14 protein-coding genes are annotated in these 15,368 nt (G+C 61.8%); 2 read left to right on the top strand and 12 right to left on the bottom strand.

The annotated features are described in order from the left end of the window. Window positions 1-25 precede the first annotated feature (25 nt). The gene (locus DTF_RS0101110) at window positions 26-802 is read left to right on the top strand and encodes an amidohydrolase family protein (protein ID WP_027713835.1); all 777 of its coding nucleotides are present in this window, start codon (window positions 26-28) and stop codon (window positions 800-802) included. A gap of 192 nt (window positions 803-994) precedes the next feature. On the opposite strand, the gene DTF_RS21195 is transcribed toward DTF_RS0101110, so the two are convergent. The 11 genes from DTF_RS21195 to ybgF form a co-directional block, all read right to left on the bottom strand. After that, complete coding sequence (locus DTF_RS21195) at window positions 995-2,308, bottom strand: hypothetical protein (protein WP_051360635.1); 1,314 nt, start codon at window positions 2,306-2,308, stop codon at window positions 995-997. Beyond that, complete coding sequence (locus DTF_RS0101095) at window positions 2,305-2,943, bottom strand: HAD family hydrolase (RefSeq protein WP_027713834.1); 639 nt, start codon at window positions 2,941-2,943, stop codon at window positions 2,305-2,307. Before DTF_RS0101095 ends, DTF_RS21195 begins: the two co-directional genes overlap by 4 nt. 56 nt (window positions 2,944-2,999) lie before the next feature. Beyond that, window positions 3,000-4,379: a sodium-dependent transporter gene (locus tag DTF_RS0101090; protein ID WP_027713833.1), complete on the bottom strand. Its 1,380-nt coding sequence runs from the start codon at window positions 4,377-4,379 to the stop codon at window positions 3,000-3,002. Continuing rightward, window positions 4,380-5,072 carry a YggS family pyridoxal phosphate-dependent enzyme gene (locus tag DTF_RS0101085; RefSeq protein WP_027713832.1) on the bottom strand — a complete coding sequence of 231 codons (693 nt, stop codon included), beginning with the start codon at window positions 5,070-5,072 and terminating at the stop codon, window positions 4,380-4,382. A 69-nt stretch (window positions 5,073-5,141) separates the two neighbouring features. Beyond that, the gene (locus DTF_RS0101080) at window positions 5,142-5,747 is read right to left on the bottom strand and encodes a nucleoside triphosphate pyrophosphatase (RefSeq protein WP_027713831.1); all 606 of its coding nucleotides are present in this window, start codon (window positions 5,745-5,747) and stop codon (window positions 5,142-5,144) included. A 46-nt stretch (window positions 5,748-5,793) separates the two neighbouring features. Next, on the bottom strand, window positions 5,794-7,119 hold the full coding sequence (gene trmFO / locus DTF_RS0101075; RefSeq protein ID WP_027713830.1) for a methylenetetrahydrofolate--tRNA-(uracil(54)-C(5))-methyltransferase (FADH(2)-oxidizing) TrmFO: 1,326 nt from the start codon (window positions 7,117-7,119) through the stop codon (window positions 5,794-5,796). A 64-nt stretch (window positions 7,120-7,183) separates the two neighbouring features. Continuing rightward, complete coding sequence (topA, locus tag DTF_RS21190) at window positions 7,184-9,514, bottom strand: type I DNA topoisomerase (RefSeq protein ID WP_051360634.1); 2,331 nt, start codon at window positions 9,512-9,514, stop codon at window positions 7,184-7,186. Window positions 9,515-9,637: 123 nt separating this feature from the next. Further along, window positions 9,638-10,105 carry a DUF494 domain-containing protein gene (locus tag DTF_RS24970; RefSeq protein WP_051360632.1) on the bottom strand — a complete coding sequence of 156 codons (468 nt, stop codon included), beginning with the start codon at window positions 10,103-10,105 and terminating at the stop codon, window positions 9,638-9,640. A 29-nt stretch (window positions 10,106-10,134) separates the two neighbouring features. After that, window positions 10,135-11,229, bottom strand: coding sequence for a DNA-processing protein DprA (dprA, locus tag DTF_RS0101060; protein ID WP_035055111.1), 1,095 nt, complete (start codon window positions 11,227-11,229; stop codon window positions 10,135-10,137). A gap of 129 nt (window positions 11,230-11,358) precedes the next feature. Next, on the bottom strand, window positions 11,359-12,384 hold the full coding sequence (locus tag DTF_RS0101055) for a LysM peptidoglycan-binding domain-containing protein (protein ID WP_051360630.1): 1,026 nt from the start codon (window positions 12,382-12,384) through the stop codon (window positions 11,359-11,361). Next, window positions 12,384-13,088 (bottom strand): tol-pal system protein YbgF, encoded by a 705-nt coding sequence (ybgF, locus tag DTF_RS24965; RefSeq protein ID WP_051360628.1) that lies wholly within the window; start codon window positions 13,086-13,088, stop codon window positions 12,384-12,386. The genes DTF_RS0101055 and ybgF overlap by 1 nt, the downstream gene beginning before the upstream one ends. A 182-nt stretch (window positions 13,089-13,270) precedes the next feature. Here ybgF and DTF_RS0101045 point away from each other — a divergent pair, with 182 nt between their 5' ends. Continuing rightward, window positions 13,271-14,485, top strand: a complete 1,215-nt coding sequence (locus DTF_RS0101045; RefSeq protein ID WP_027713827.1) for a U32 family peptidase — start codon at window positions 13,271-13,273, stop codon at window positions 14,483-14,485. 65 nt (window positions 14,486-14,550) lie between these two features. Here DTF_RS0101045 and DTF_RS0101040 read toward each other — a convergent pair whose 3' ends face one another. Continuing rightward, window positions 14,551-15,225 carry a metallophosphoesterase family protein gene (locus DTF_RS0101040; RefSeq protein ID WP_226989099.1) on the bottom strand — a complete coding sequence of 225 codons (675 nt, stop codon included), beginning with the start codon at window positions 15,223-15,225 and terminating at the stop codon, window positions 14,551-14,553. Window positions 15,226-15,368 lie beyond the last annotated feature (143 nt).

Here is a 15,368-nt window from a genome sequence, read left to right as displayed (position 1 = left end):
TGGCACTCTCCAGAGGTGACCTTTTATGACCGACAGAAAAATCCCCTTCTTCCCGATTTTCGACAGCCACTTCCACATCATCGACGCCCGCTTCCCCCTGGTCCCCAACCAGGGCTACCTTCCCGACAACTTCACCTGCGACGACTATCTGCACGCCGCATCCAGCTTCAATCTCGCCGGCGGGGCGATCGTCTCAGGTTCTTTTCAGGCCTTCGACCAGGATTACCTGCTGGCCGCCCTGCAGCGGCTCGGCCCCTCCTTCGTTGGGGTCACTCAGCTTCCGGCTTCGGTCTCCGACGGGGAGATCCTGCGGCTCGATGCGGCGGGGGTGCGGGCCGTCCGCTTCAACCTCAAGCGCGGGGGATCAGAAGGGGTCGCTCAATTGGAGGCCTTTGCCCGGCGGGTGCACGAGGTCGCCGGCTGGCATGTCGAGCTGTACGTCGACTCCCGGGAACTCGCCGATCTTTTTGTCACCCTGGTCGGCCTGCCGGCAGTCAGTATCGACCACATGGGGCTGTCGAAGGCCGGTTTTCCCACGCTGCTGAAACTGGCGGAACAGGGGGTGCGGGTCAAGGCGACCGGCTTCGGCCGGATCGATTTCGACGCGAAGGAAGCGCTCCGCGCCATCAGCGCGGCCAACCCCGAAGCCCTGCTCTTCGGAACCGATCTCCCCTCGACTCGGGCGCCCCGCCCCTATTCCGATGACGATCTGCTGCTAGTACTCGAGGCTCTTGGAGAGGAGTTGGCGAAGAAAGTCCTGCATGACAACGCCGCAGCCTTCTATCGCCTCCCTGTGAGTTGATTTCACCTAAGTGGTTTGGTCTTTCTGGTTGATTTTCTCAAACAAGGCGATCTGCTCGGCCATCGACAGCTTCTTGCGGCAGCCTTTTCCGGTGCCCAGACAGAGCCGGCAGCGGTCATCGCTGCACCACTGGCACATCCGGCAGTCGGGGCAGGGATGTTTTTTGGCGGGAGGGGATTCCATTTTTAAAGTCTACGCCCGCAAGCCGCCTTGCGGCAAGTCCGAATCGGGACCGAACAGGCGCCGGCGCTGCCGGCGGAGGTACCAGGCCTCGCAGAACTCGGCGGAGGTGAGCAGGAAGACGGCCAGGGCGACGCCGGAGACGGGGAGGGGAACGAGGGTCAGCAGTCCCCAGCAGGCAAGGAGGTAGAGGGTCTTGTAGATCGTCGACTTGCCCAACTGCCCGGTGCGGTGAGCGCCGGTGAAATAGCCGCGCAGCAGGTTGGAGGCGCCGTAGATGACCGGATAGAGGGCGCAGCCGGCCAGGGGGAGGGCGATGTAGGCGCGCATCGATTCCTGCAGCCCCATGATGCCGCCGAGAACGGGGGCGTTGAGGGGATAGGCGATGAGGATCATCAGCGCCGCCATGCCGCCGCCGAGGCGGCGGAAGAAGGTGACCAGGACGGCGTAGTCGACGCGGTTCCTGACCAGGGTGAGATAGGCCTGCTGCAGGTTGCGCATCGGCCCGGCCAACAGAAAGAGGAAGCCTCGGATGACGCCGAAGGAAGCCAGGGCCAGGGGGCCGTCGGGAAGGCGGCTGATGATGGCGTTGATCAGCAGGGGGATGGTCTGCTGCAGGCAGGAGGAGTAGGCCAGGGGAAAGGCGAATCGGATGATCTCCCCGGTGGAGTGTTCCGCCTCGCCGGTGGCCGGCAGATGGCAGCGCCAGGCGAATACGCCGACCAGGGCGGTCTCCACGACGATGCAGGAGAGCAGGGCAAAAGCGCCGAGATCCCCTCCGGACATCCAGCGTGAGCCGAGGGCGAGAAAGGCCAGCAGGGCGCCGATCCGCACGCCGGTGGCGAAGGAAACCAGGCCGGTGCGCCGGGCCCGGATCACCACCCCCTGAAAGAGGCCGCGAAAGCCGGTGAAGAAGGGGAGCAGGACGAGGATGCCGAGCACGGAGCGGGCGCCGGAAGCGATCTCGCCGGTGACTCCGAGAAAACGTTCGAGGACGAAATCCCCCACCGGAGTGAAGGCGACGAGGGCGAGCACGGCCGAGACGTAGGTCGCCACCAGCAGGACGAACAGGATCATCCCCCGCAATGAGCGGCGGCCCCGCACCATGGCGATGGTCACCGTATGGTTCTGGTAGGACGGCGAGGCGATAAAGAGGTGCAGGACCATCGCCACCGAAAAGGCGGCCAGGGCGGTGACGAAATTCTCCTGTCTGGCCAGGGCGGCGTTGATGACCGAATGGGAGACGCTCATCAACTGCACGTTGAGGAGCAGGGGAAAGAAGAAGAGGGAAATCTCCCGGAGGGACAGGGGGCGGGGCTCGGTCACCGGGCCTCCCCGGGAAAGAGCCGCGGCAGATCGAAAGGGGTCTCGGCGAGAAAATCGCTGGGGACGCCGCCGGCCTCGCCGATGCCCCAGGCACAGAAGCACGTTCTTACCCCCGCGGTGCGGCCGGCCCGCAGGTCGGTATGGTGATCGCCGATCAGAACCGCCGATGCGGCCTTTGCTTCCAGGGTCTTGAGAGCCGCCAGAACGGGGCCGGGATGGGGTTTTTTCTCCGAAGCGCTGTCGCCGCCGATCACGGCCTGAAAAAAAGACGAAATCCCGAACTCCTCCAGCAGCCGCACCGTCAGGGCATGGTGCTTGTTGGTGACGACCGCCATCCTCTTTCCCCGGTGCAACTCCAGAAACTCGCGGATTCCGGGATAGATGCGGGACTGCTCCAGCATGTGCTCCCCATACAGGGTGAGGAAGCGCTGCAGACGCTCTTCGCTGTAGAGCCCCTCGGGAAGGGAGCGCCGCACCAGAAGGGGCGAGCCATCCCCCACGTAGGCCCGGACGGTCGACTGCGGCAGGGGAGGCAGGTCCAGCTCGGCGCGCACCAGGTTGACGCCCATGGCGATATCGGCCATGGAATCGAGGAGAGTGCCGTCGAGATCGAAGAGAAAGGTGTCGATGGGCATGAAAACCAGCTCTAAGCTTTAAGCTTTTAGCTTTAAGTTTTACAAAAATCTGAAAATCAGAACAGTCCGGCGAGCCACTCGAAGAGCCCCGTCTCCCGGATCTTGAAGAAGAGGACGATGGCGACGGCGACGGGGGAGACGAAACGGATCAGGAAATGCCAGAGGGGATAGATCCATCCGGCGCCGCCGGCGATCAGCTCCTCCTTCTCCTCCGTACCGCTCCAGAACCAGCCGACATAGAGGGCGATGAGCAGGCCGCTGATCGGCAGCAGGTAGTTGGAGGCGATCAGGTCGACGGAATCGAAGAATACCCGGTCGCCGATGATCTTCCATTCCGACAGAGAATTGTAGGAGAGGGCGGTGGGGATGCCGACGACGAAGGCGAGACCCGCCAGGAAGGCGGTAGCCCGTTTCCTGTTCCACCCCCTCTCGTCGATCAGGTAGGCGACCTGGGCCTCGAGGAGCGAGATGGCGCTGGTCAGGGCGGCGAAGGAGAGAAGGAGGAAAAAGACGATGGCCAGGAAGTGCCCGCCGGGAAGCTGGGAGAAGACCACGGGAACGGTCTTGAAGACCAGTCCAGGTCCGGCGGCCGGCTGCATGCCGACGGAGAAGACGACGGAGAAGATGGCCAGTCCGGCCATCAGCGCGATGGTCGTGTCGAGAATGACCACCCTCAGGCTCGCCGCCAGCAGGTCCTCCCCCTTGCTCAGGTACGAGCCGTAGGTGATCATCGCCGCCATCCCCAGGGATAGGGTGAAGAAGGCGTGCCCCATGGCTTCGAGAACCGAGCCGGGGGTGAGATGGTGGAAATCGGGCCGGAACATGAAGGTGATCCCCTCCCAGGCCCCCTTGCTCAGCATCCCGTTGACGAAGAGCAGGAACAGCAGGACGAAGAGGATAGGCATGAGGATCTTGCTCCAGCGCTCGATCCCTTTCTGCACTCCGCCGATGACGATGCCGAGGCTGAGCAGGACGAAGATGAAATGCCAGAGGATCTGCCGGGGACCGTCGCCGATGAGGCTGCCGAACATCCCCTCGATCGCCTCGGCCGGCTGGCCGCTGAAGCTGCCGGCGAGAGAGCGGTAAACGTAATCGAGGGTCCAGCCGGCGACCACCGAATAGTAGGAGAGAATGATGAAGGCGGCGGCGATGCTCACCCATCCCGGTGACAGCCAGAAGGAGCGGCGTCCCTCGAGATGGATGAAGGCGCCCACTGCATCGCGGCGGGTGTGGCGTCCGATCATCAACTCGGCCATCATGATCGGCAGGCCGACGACGGCGATGCACAGCAGATAGACCAGGACGAAAGCGCCTCCGCCGTTTTCCCCAGCGATGTAGGGGAACTTCCAGACATTGCCCAGACCGACGGCGCTTCCGGCGGCGGCCAGGATGAAGCCGAGGCGGCTCGCCCACAGGGCTCTCGGTGGGTGCTCCATCTATTTCCTCTCCCTCTCGCCGAAGATGGCTGTGCCGACGCGCACCAGCGTCGCGCCCTCCTCGACGGCCACTTCGAAATCGTGGCTCATGCCCATGGAAAGTTCCTCCATCTCCACCCCGGCGATCCCCAGTTTCCTGATCCCGTCAGCCAGCTCCCGGAGCCTGCGGAAATAGGGACGCACCTCCTCCGGATCGTCCAGGAAGGGCGGGAGGGTCATCAGCCCACGAATGCGCACGTTGGGCAGCTCCGCCGTCCGGCGGACGAGGTTCTTCAACTCTTCTTCAGCCGTGCCGGCCTTGGTCTCTTCGCCGCCGATGTTGACCTGCAGCAGGATATCGACCGTCCGGCCGAGCTTCCCCCACTGGCGGTCGACCTCCCGGGCCAGGGAAAGGCGGTCCACCGAGTGGATGAGCACCACCTTTCCCCGCAGATATTTCACTTTGTTGCTCTGAAGGGCGCCGATGAAGTGCCATTCGGGCTTGGAGCGGACCTCCTCGATTTTCCCTAGGAAATCCTGCACATAACTTTCGCCGAAGATGATCTGGCCGGCGGCGGCCGCCTCGTCGATCATGGCGGCGGGCTTGGTCTTGGAGACCGCCACCAGACGCACGGAGTCGGGATCACGGCCGCTGCGGGCGCAGGCGGCGGCGATACGGCCGCGGATATGTTCGAGATTGTCTTTGATGGACATGATAAACCCGTGAGGGGTGAGGCGTGAGGGGTAAGGCGTAAAGGCAGGGAGTTCAGAGGATTTTGCTTCTCACTCCTCACGCTCAAAGAGCCGGACTGCCCCCAGGCGCTCCAGCACCTCCACCACTTCGCACAGGGGGAGGCCGACCACGTTGGTGTAGCTTCCCTCGATGCCGAGGACCATGAAGGCGCCGATCCCCTGAATGGCGTAGGCACCGGCCTTGTCCAGCGGCTCACCGGTGGCAATGTACCCCGCGATCTCCTCTGCTGTCAACTCCTTGAACCGGACCACGGTGGAGACGACCCCGGCAACCGTGGAGCCGCTCCGGCGATCGAATACCGCGTAGCCCGAAAGCACCCGGTGAGAGCGGCCGGAGAGGGAGCGCAGCATGAGGGCGGCGTCTTCGACATCTTCCGGTTTTCCCAGGATGGCGTCGTCCCGCAGAACGATGGTGTCGCTGCCGATGAACCAGCGTCCGGGCGCTTCGGGACGGTCCGCCACTTCACGGGCCTTGTCCTTGCTCAGGCGGATGACATGCTCCTCGGGCGTCTCGCCGGGGAGGACCTCCTCTGCGGCCCGGCTGGGCACGACGGCGAAGGAGATGCCCACCGACTGCAGAAGTTCCCGGCGGCGGGGGGAGGCGGAGGCAAGGACGATTTCGTGGGGAGAGGTCATGATCTTCTTTCCATGGGTCTTATGGGACTTATGGGTCCCATGGGACCTATAGATCCAGGTTCTTGCGCCATGATTCAAGGTCGGCCAGAGCCCGCTCGGCCATGGCCAGACGGCGGTCGGCCCGCTTCATCTTGCGTCCTTCCAGGGGAGGGAAGAGGCCGTAGTTGACGTTCATCGGCTGGAAATTCTCGGGACTGGAATCGGCCAGGTGGCTCTGCAGCGCTCCGAGAGCGGTGGTGAGCGGCGGGTGGGGGAGCGTTTCGTTCCGCAGCGTGCGGGGAGCGAAGAGCCCCGCCAGAAAACCGATGGCCGCCGACTCCACATACCCCTCCACCCCGGTGATCTGCCCGGCGAAGAAGATCCTCGGATCGCTCTTCAACTGCAGGGAGCGCGTCAGACAGGTCGGAGCGTTGAGGAAGGTATTGCGATGCACGCTGCCGAGGCGGGCGAAGCGGGCGTTCTCCAGTCCGGGAATGGCGGTAAAGATGCGCCGCTGCTCGGGATAGGTGAGCTTGGTCTGGAAACCCACGATGTTGTACAGGGTGGCGTGCCGGTCGTCCTGGCGCAGCTGGACGACCGCGAAGGGCTCCCTGCCGGTGCGGGGGTCGGCGAGGCCCACCGGTTTCATCGGGCCGAAGGCCGGGGTCATCTCGCCGCGTTCGGCCATCTCCTCGATCGGCATGCACCCCTCGAAATGGATCATCTTCTCGAAATCCCGGGCCGGAACCTTCTGCGCGCCCTTGAGCGCCTCGATGAACGCGAAGTACTCTTCTCTGGTTAGGGGGCAGTTGACGTAGTCGTCCCCCCCCTTGCCGTAGCGGGAGGCCCGCCAGGCCTTGGAGAAATCGATGGAGTCGGCTTCGACGATGGGGGCGATGGCGTCGTAGAAATAGAGGTGCTCGCCGCCGGCGCGGCGGGCGATGTCGGCGGAGAGGGCCTCGGAGGTCAGCGGCCCGGAGGCGATGATGACGGTCCCCTCGGCGGGGATGGCGGTCACCTCATCACGCACCAGGGTGATGCGGGGGTGCGCCTCGATTTTCCCGGTCAGATAGGCGGAGAAGGCTTCCCTGTCCACGGCCAGGGCGCCTCCCGCGGGGACGGCGGTGGCATCGGCGGCTTCCATGAACAGGGAGGCGCAGCGGCGCAGTTCCTCCTTGAGGCAGCCGACGGCATTGTTCATCCCCGTCCCGCGCAGACTGTTGGAGCAGACCAGCTCCCCGAGGTTCGAAGAGTTATGGGCGGGGGAGAAGCGCTGGGGCTTCATCTCGTAAAGGAGGACTTCGGCCCCTTCGCCGGCCGCCTGCCAGGCCGCCTCGCAGCCGGCCAGGCCGCCGCCGATGACGATGATTTTATTCAAGGGTTCAGATTCCAGGTGGGTTTCAGTGGGCTGCAAGCTCACTGCACAGGTCCTATAGGTCGTATAGGCCCTATAAGACCTATGCTTTGGCGCCTTTCTTGGTTTTCCCTTTGGCGGCGGGCTTTTTGGCCGCGCTCTCCTTCTTTTCCGGCTCCACCAGCACCAGCTTGTAGTCGCAGTTTTCAGTGGGGCACTTTCGGTAGGTGCCGAAGCGTTTGGTGACCTTCTCGACAATCACCGGGTAGCCGCATTTGGGGCACGGCTCGTTGATCGGCTGATCCCACAGGGCATATTTGCACTGGGGATAGCGGTTGCAGGAGTAGAAGATTTTGCCGTAGCGGCTCTTCTTCTCCATCAGCTCCCCTTCCTTGCATTCGGGACAGGTGATGCCGAGGGCGGTCGGTTTGACCAGGGGCTGAATGTTCTTGCACTCCGGATAGGCGGAACAGGCGAGAAATTTCCCGTATCGCCCCATCTTGATCAGCATGTGAGCGCCGCATTTGTCACACTTTTCCTCAGAGACTTCCGGCTCTTCCTGCTCCTCTCCGGAGAGGGGCTCGGTATGGCGGCACTCGGGAAAGCCGCTGCAGGCCAGGAAACGGCCGGAGCGGCCAAGCTTGATGACCAGCGGCTTACCGCACTCGGGGCAGTCTCTATCGGTCTTTTCCGTGGTGACGTCTTCCTTGGAGACCTCTTTCTCCTTCTGTTTCAGGAGGGAGATGAACGGTTCCCAGAATTCACCGAGGACCGGCCGCCATTTCTTCTCGCCGCGGGAGATGGCATCGAGGTTTTCCTCCATCCCGGCAGTGAAATCGTAGTCGACATAGCGGGTGAAATGCTTCACCAGCAGGTCGTTGACCACCATCCCCACATCCTCGGCGTAGAAGGCGCGTTTCTCCAGTCGCACATACTTGCGGGTCACCAGGGTGTTCATGATCGAGGCATACGTGGATGGCCGGCCGATGCCGTACTCTTCGAGGGTTTTGACCAGACTGGCTTCAGTGTAGCGCGGCGGCGGCTGAGTGAAGTGCTGGTCGGGGAGAAGCTCCTGCCGCTGCACGGCCTCCCCTTCCTCCAGAGACGGCAGAGTCCCCTCCTGCTCTTCTTCGGTATCGTCGGTCCCCTCGATGTAGAGCTTCATGAAGCCGGGAAAGCGGATGACCTGGCCAGAGGCGCGAAAGACGAAACGTTTGCCCGCAGCGATATCCACAGTCGTGGCGTCGAGAATCGCTATGGCCATCTGCGAGGCGACAGTGCGTTTCCAAATGAGCTGGTAGAGCCGGTACTGGTCGGAGCTGAGGAAAGCTTTGAGCTTCTCGGGAGTCTGACCGATGATGGTGGGTCGAATCGCCTCGTGAGCTTCCTGAGCGTTTTTGGCCTTGCTTTTGTAGACCCGCGGCTTGTCCAGGGCATACTCGGCGCCGAACATCCCTGTGATGACCTCTTTGGCTTCGGAGGTCGCCACGTCCGACAGAGCCACCGAGTCGGTTCGCATATAAGTGATCAGTCCGACCGATCCTTCGCCGATGTCGATCCCCTCATACAGCTTCTGGGCCACGGTCATCGTTTTTCGGGCAGAGAAGCCGAGTTTGCGGCTGGCCTCCTGCTGCAGGGTGCTGGTGGTGAAGGGGGCAGCGGGGTTGCGCTTTTTTTCGCTTCGGGTGAGCTGATCGACCCGGAACTCTTCCCGGGCAATGGCATCGACCAGTTCCTTCGCGGCGCTTTCCGTCTCGATGGCAAACTTGTCCAGCTTTTTCCCGTCCACGGCGGAGAGACGCGCGCGGAAGGATTTGCCCGCCGCCGAGGCGAGCAGGGCTTCAATGGTCCAGTATTCCCGGGAAACGAAGGCCCCTATTTCCTTTTCCCTCTCACAGACCAGGCGCAGGGCCACCGATTGCACCCGCCCGGCGGAGAGCCCGTAGCGGATTTTCTTCCACAGGAAAGGGGAGAGATTGAAGCCCACCAGATAGTCGAGAATGGAGCGTGCCTGCTGAGCGTCCACCAGTTCGCGGGCGATACGGCGCGGCTCGGCCATGGCCTTCTGAATGGCGCCCTTGGTGATCTCGTGAAAGGTGACCCTCTTGACCTTCGGGGAGTCGCCCTGCTCGTCGATATCCAGGGCCTCGAGCAGGTGCCAGGCGATGGCTTCCCCTTCCCGGTCGAGGTCCGTGGCGAGGATCAGTTCATCGCTCTGCTGGACTTCTTTTTTCAGGGTGGCGATCTGCTTTTTGCTCTCGGGCAGGATGTGGTACTTGGGCTCGAAATCGTGAGCCACATCCACGGACCCCTGTTTGCTGGGCAGAGCGCGCACATGTCCGTAGGAGGCCAGGACCTTGTACCCCTTGCCGAGAAACTTTTCGATGGTCTTCGCCTTGGCCGGAGATTCGACGATTACCAGTGATTTTGTCATTTTGACCTCAAAAAAACAAAGGCTTCGGGCATTTGGCCAGGATCGCCTTCGCCTGAAACCGTGCCGTGTGCCCGGTTAAAAACCAAAAAGGCTGCAGGGGCATTCCCGCAGCCTGGGTGTCGCTCAATGATACAGCCGCGACCAGTCGTCTTCCATGAAGCAGTCTACCTCCCGCCGCCAGTCTTCGTGGGATCGGGCAAAGAGAGTAAGCGCCGTCAGCGTCTTCATCTCCTTGAGGGAGAGCTCATCTTCGGCGACCTGCATCGCTCTGTCGATGATCTCCTCCTGGGCGTGCTCATCCAGGATGCCCAGGGATCGCAGGCGAGACAGAAACCCTCGCGCCTCGCAGGAAATCAGCTGGATTTCCTCAGGGGTGAAAATCCTCTGCGGAGGCAGGGACAGGAGGACGTCGGTCTGGGTGGAGGTCTGAAGGGACAGGCTCTCCATCCAGCTGAAGGCGGCATCGATTTCCTCCGCCTCGAAACCCACCGCCAGAAGTTCCTCGACCAGGTCGCTTTCGGTCAAGGGGTCACGGTCCTCCATGACATACCGGGCGATGAGGGTTACGATTGCCAGGACCCGTTCTCTCAAATGATCTCCTGCTGTCGGCCGTCAGGTTCTCAGGGTCCCCGTCGGCGGACGAAGCGCATGCCGGGAAGCTGTTCAACGCCCCCCCGGAGTTCTAGGTGCAGTAAAATAGCGGAAACATCCATAGGTGTCAAGCCACTTTTCTGGACCAGGTCGTCCACGTGAAGAGGTTCATCTCCGAGATGCAGATAAATATCCCGCGCAGTGTCGGGGAGGGCGGCGGCAAAGGAATCCTCCCGGTGGCGCACCTCCCGGGGAGGGATCTGGGGCCAGAGGATTTCAAGAATGTCCCTGGCCTCGGTTACCACGTGGGCGCCTTCTTTGAGCAGGCGATTGACTCCGGCGCCGTTGGATGCGTATACCGGGCCGGGAACGGCGAATACTTCCCGCCCCTGCTCCAGGGCAAAGTCTACGGTGATCAGTGAACCGCTTCCTTCGGCGGCTTCCACGACGAGCACCCCGCGACTCATGCCGCTGATGATGCGGTTGCGACCGGGAAAGTGCCCTGATAGCGGAGGCGTTCCCGGAGGATACTCGGAAATGACCGCCCCGCGCTCAGCCGTCTGTTGAAAGAGCCGTGCGTTTTCGGACGGGTAGACCAGGTCGATCCCGCAGCCCAGAACCCCGACGGTGGAACCACCTCCCTCAAGGGCGCCCTGATGAGCAGCGCTGTCGATCCCACGCGCCAGCCCGCTCACGATGGTGATGTCCCGCCCCGCCAGCTCGGTGCAGATCTCCGCCGTCAGGCGTCTGGCCGCGTGCGAAGCCTTGCGGGCGCCGACCACCGCCAGAGACTCCTCGCCGGGGATCCGCCCCCTGACATAAAGCAGGGCCGGAGGATCGTGAATCTTCCGCAACAGGCAGGGATAGCGCTCATCCCACAAATTGACAATGCCGGCCTGGATCGTTTCCAGGCTCCGACAGGCCTCCTCCAGCCTGGGGTCATTTCCCCCGGGCAGCTCGACGGCAACCGCCGCCCGGACGCCGGCGCGCTCCGTCCAGGCCTTTGGACCCGCCGTGAGGATTTCCCGGACCGAGCCGAAAGCCTGCATCAGCTGGATAATGCCGGTGCGTCCGAGTCCGCGGGTGAGATGCAGGCGCAGCCAGTCCTTCTCTTCAGACGTCATCTTCCCCCTCCTGTGATGCACAATAGATAAATTCAGTTTTCGATCGCTGCTCGTGCGGCTCAAATGAAAAAAGGATTGAAAACTTCAATCCTTTTTTCGTCAAACTTTTTTCCGCGGGGTCTCCTGTCCTTATTGCCGGGTCACGGTGGAGACACGATCTCCCAACTGGAGGGCATCTGCCGATTTGAGGACCAGGGCCGTGGCCGTTTGCGGGCGGGTCTCCAGGACCACGGCGGATCCCAGGAGGACATCGGGAAGCTGGATGTCTTCCTCCAGGGCCAGTTCCGTCGCTTTGCGGGAACGGGAAATATAAAGAAGGTTCCCGCTTTCCAATCCGTCCTCGGAACCAAGGTCCACATAAACGATATCATGCTGCCCGAGAAGGACCTGATCGCTTTTGGCGGCGACCAGGTAGCCGGAGAGATCCCGATTCGAGCTCTTCAGGACGACTTCGCTGCGGTCGGGCGGCACGGGGCGCAGCCGGTCCCCACGCTGGATCTCTTCGTGGGCAACGGTGATTTTCGCGGTCGCCACGGCGCCGTCGATGTCGGTGACCTGCAACGCTCCCAGGCTGACCACCTGATATCCGAGCGGTTCCCCGGTGACCGGGTGCTCCACCTCCCTGCCGATGCGGAAAAGGGAGAAGGGCTCACCGGGACTTAACGATGCCGGATCATCTATTTTCAGAAAGACCTGATCCCCGGTCGCCATCAGTATCCGGTTGTCTACGGTGTCGATCAGAATGCCGGCGGAATCGAGCTCCTCCCGGGAGATGAACCCTTCGGCCCCGCTCCTGGTTTTGATGGTTATGGACTCCTGCGGTTCGGGAAGCGGGACCGCTGCGGCTTCGGCGGGGGGGATGGCGGTAATTGGGGGAGCTTCGACCGGCGCTTTTGTTTCCGGCCTAACCGGAACGATCTCGATTCGCCCGTCGTAAATATTGATTTTCTGCCCCGGATAGATGAAATGGGGATTGGAGACGAAGGGGTTGTTTGCCCACAGGTTGGGCCAGTAATAAGGGTCCTTGAGGAATCGTTCCGAGATCCCCCAGAGCGTATCGCCTTTTTTGATGACATAGGTCCGGGCGCTCTCCTGCGCCGGGACGGAGAAGGGGAGCAGCAGCAGGCAAAGCAGAAGCGTCATTCTACGGATCATCACATTCCCCCATTCTGCAGGATGGTCGAAAACGGCTCGGTCTGCCGTGCCTTCTTGGCTGCGGAGCTGTCGGGATAGCGCTGGAGCAGGATCTTCAGAGCTTGTCCGGCCCGGTCGGGCTGTTCCATCCGGAGCAGGGCTGAGGACATCTTCAGCAGGGCCTCGGGGGTCTTGTTGCTCTGCGGATACTCTTCGACCAACCTGGCGAATTCCTGCGCGGCCTGTTCATACTGCTGAAGCGAATAGTAGCATTCTCCGAGCCAATATCGTGCATTGCCGGCATATTCGCTTTCAGGATAGCGGCTGATGAAGGATTCGAAACCGGCAATCCCCTGCTGAAATCGGCCCGACGTATAGTCGGCGAAGGCCTGAAGATAAATTTCGGTGGGTGAGAGAGCCGTGCCCGGAGAAACCCCGCCCCCTTCCGCTGTCTCAGGCTCCGTCTTTTCCCCGGCAGGGGTGACCTTTAGTGCCGCTAGAGCCGTCTTCATCTCTTCAATGATCTGCTGCTGATCCTGCATCCGGGCCTCGACCAGGAGTACGTTGTCCTGAATTTTCTGCATCTGCCGGGAGAGGTCCTCCTGCCCCTGCTCGAGGCTTTGCAGGTCCGCTCTGGTGAGTGCCTGTTTGGGGAGCGGTTGGGGAACCGCGCAGCCGGAGAGGACTGCCGAAAGGATCATGATGATCGAAAAATGGATTCGCATTATTTAATTTTTCCCTTCTCCTGCCGCACTGATCGAAAATGGAGCCGCGGCAGAATTTCCGTAAAAATTATAGGCTTTTTGCGCCTCTGTCAAGCGTTTAAGCCTGTCATGGCTCTTACTCTGCCGGTCGATGTTGTGCTATTCTCTGCCTCAAACAAGAACATATGGAAGGATTAAAACAGATGCTCCAACCTGAACTGCTCGCCCCGGCCGGAGACCTGGAAAAGCTGCAGACCGCCCTCGACTACGGCGCCGATGCCGTTTATGCGGGAGGGGAGCAGTTCGGACTGCGAGCCCCGGCCGGCAATTTTACCTTGCAGGATCTGGGCCGCGCCCGTGAGATGACCTCGACCCGCGGCAAGCGCCTCTATCTCACCCTCAACGCCTACCTGCGGCCGGGGGAGATCGAATCATTATGCGCCTACCTGGAAGCGCTGCGCCCGCTGGACCTCGACGCCTACATCGTTTCGGACCCCGGAGTCCTGGCCCAGGTGCGCCGCCTTGATCCGCAGCGGCCCATCCATCTTTCCACCCAGGCCAATACCACCAATGCTTCCGCCGTCCGCTTCTGGCAGGAGTCGGGGGTCAGTCGGGTCAATCTGGCCCGCGAGCTTACCCTGGAAGAGATAAGGGACATCGGCTCCGGATGCGACGTGGAACTGGAGGCCTTCGTTCACGGCGCCCTGTGCGTCGCCTATTCGGGTCGCTGTCTCCTTTCCGCCGCACTGACCGGGCGGAGCGCCAATCAGGGGGCTTGCGCCCAGCCCTGCCGCTGGAAATACGGGCTGATGGAGGAGACGCGCCCGGGAGAGTATTTCCCCGTGGAGGAAGACGGCCGGGGAACCTACCTGATGAACAGCCGGGATCTGTGCCTGGTGGAATATCTCCCGGAGTTGCTGGCCGCCGGGGTGGGAAGCCTGAAGATCGAGGGGAGGATGAAAAGCCGGTATTACGTGGCGGCGGTGACCCGTGTCTACCGGGCCGCCCTCGATGCCTGGCTCAAGGACCCCGATACGTGGCGTTTTGATCCTCTCTGGCGGGAAGAGCTCGATAAGGTCAGCCATCGCCCCTATGGCACGGGTTTTCTCTTCGGAGGCGATGATCCGCAAATCCATCGCCGCGACTCCCGTTATGTGCGCCTCTATGATTTCGTCGGGGTCGTGCAGAGCGTCGCCGCCGGAGGAAAGGGAGTGGTGCAGGGGCGCAACCGATTCTTCCCCGGCGACTCCCTGGAGCTCATCGGGCCGGGAATGCGAGGGACCGGTTTCCATGCCGGCACGCTTTTCTCCGAGAATGGAGAGCCGCTGGCCGCCGGTCAGCCCAACGCCCGGATCGTCATGGACCTTCCGGATGGAACGCAGCCGGGGGATCTGTTGAGAAAAACCGTCCTTGGTTAAATCGTCATTGGTCATTGGTTGACAATAAAGCAAATGACAAGGGACAAATGACAAATGACGGTTTTTCACGCCGGCGGCAGCGGCCGTGAGGTCCAGCACCGCCGCTTCTCGACGTCGCAGCAGCTCAGGGAATTCCCGAACACCGCTCCGGTATCGACGCAGATCTTGTTTTTATCCAGCAGCGGCTGTTTCTGGGGAGTATGGCCGAAGACCACCGTCTTCCCCCAGTCGAAAGAGGAGGTGATAAACTCTTCACGAATCCAGAGGAGATCTTTTTCCTCCTGCCGTTCCAGGGGCTTGCCGGGACGCAGGCCGGCGTGGACGAAGATAAATTTGTCCGTCTCGTGATACAGGCGGAGGGTGGAAAAAAAATTGAAGTGAGCCTTGGGGATGCGGATCCCCCTCTCTTCCTGATAGCTCTCCAGGGTGGAAGCGCCGCCGTTGTAGAGAAAGAGCCATTGGTTCCGGCCGGCGAGAAAGTCAAGGAACATCGCTTCGTGATTGCCCTTGAGAAAAACGGTTTCGGGAAAGCGTCCGCCGAACTCGATGAGATAATCGATGACCCCCTTGCCGTCCGGACCCCGGTCGATATAGTCGCCCATAAAGACGATCCGATCGGATTGGGTCGGCTCGACCCGGGCCATCAGCCGCTCGAGATGATCGAGGCAGCCGTGGATGTCCCCCACCGCGAGCAGCCTGCCCTGATCCTTATCTCCGACATCTTCCGGAAATCCCGTCACCTGGCGCCCCCTGACCGAGTTCATCCTTCCATTGTAACGGGAGGCGGCGATTCGACAACCATGACCCCTGCAGCGCAGCTCAGGGAAATGAAAAAAGGCTTTATGTACTTCTGGAAACGGATATACTGGCGATCAAATTTTTA

It is taken from the genome of Desulfuromonas sp. TF, from assembly GCF_000472285.1.
Lineage (GTDB): Bacteria > Desulfobacterota > Desulfuromonadia > Desulfuromonadales > ATBO01 > ATBO01.
This window is presented reverse-complemented; position numbering and strand designations above follow the sequence as displayed.

Excerpts from the sequence above, each read along its gene's own strand:
- DTF_RS0101110 (WP_027713835.1), top strand. The coding sequence starts at position 26 with ATGACCGACAGAAAAATCCCCTTCTTCCCGATTTTCGACAGCCACTTC.
- DTF_RS0101095 (WP_027713834.1), bottom strand. The coding sequence starts at position 2,943 with ATGCCCATCGACACCTTTCTCTTCGATCTCGACGGCACTCTCCTCGAT.
- DTF_RS0101090 (WP_027713833.1), bottom strand. The coding sequence starts at position 4,379 with ATGGAGCACCCACCGAGAGCCCTGTGGGCGAGCCGCCTCGGCTTCATC.
- DTF_RS0101085 (WP_027713832.1), bottom strand. The coding sequence starts at position 5,072 with ATGTCCATCAAAGACAATCTCGAACATATCCGCGGCCGTATCGCCGCC.
- DTF_RS0101080 (WP_027713831.1), bottom strand. The coding sequence starts at position 5,747 with ATGACCTCTCCCCACGAAATCGTCCTTGCCTCCGCCTCCCCCCGCCGC.
- topA (WP_051360634.1), bottom strand. The coding sequence starts at position 9,514 with ATGACAAAATCACTGGTAATCGTCGAATCTCCGGCCAAGGCGAAGACC.
- dprA (WP_035055111.1), bottom strand. The coding sequence starts at position 11,229 with ATGACGTCTGAAGAGAAGGACTGGCTGCGCCTGCATCTCACCCGCGGA.
- DTF_RS0101055 (WP_051360630.1), bottom strand. The coding sequence starts at position 12,384 with ATGATCCGTAGAATGACGCTTCTGCTTTGCCTGCTGCTGCTCCCCTTC.
- ybgF (WP_051360628.1), bottom strand. The coding sequence starts at position 13,088 with ATGCGAATCCATTTTTCGATCATCATGATCCTTTCGGCAGTCCTCTCC.
- DTF_RS0101045 (WP_027713827.1), top strand. The coding sequence starts at position 13,271 with ATGCTCCAACCTGAACTGCTCGCCCCGGCCGGAGACCTGGAAAAGCTG.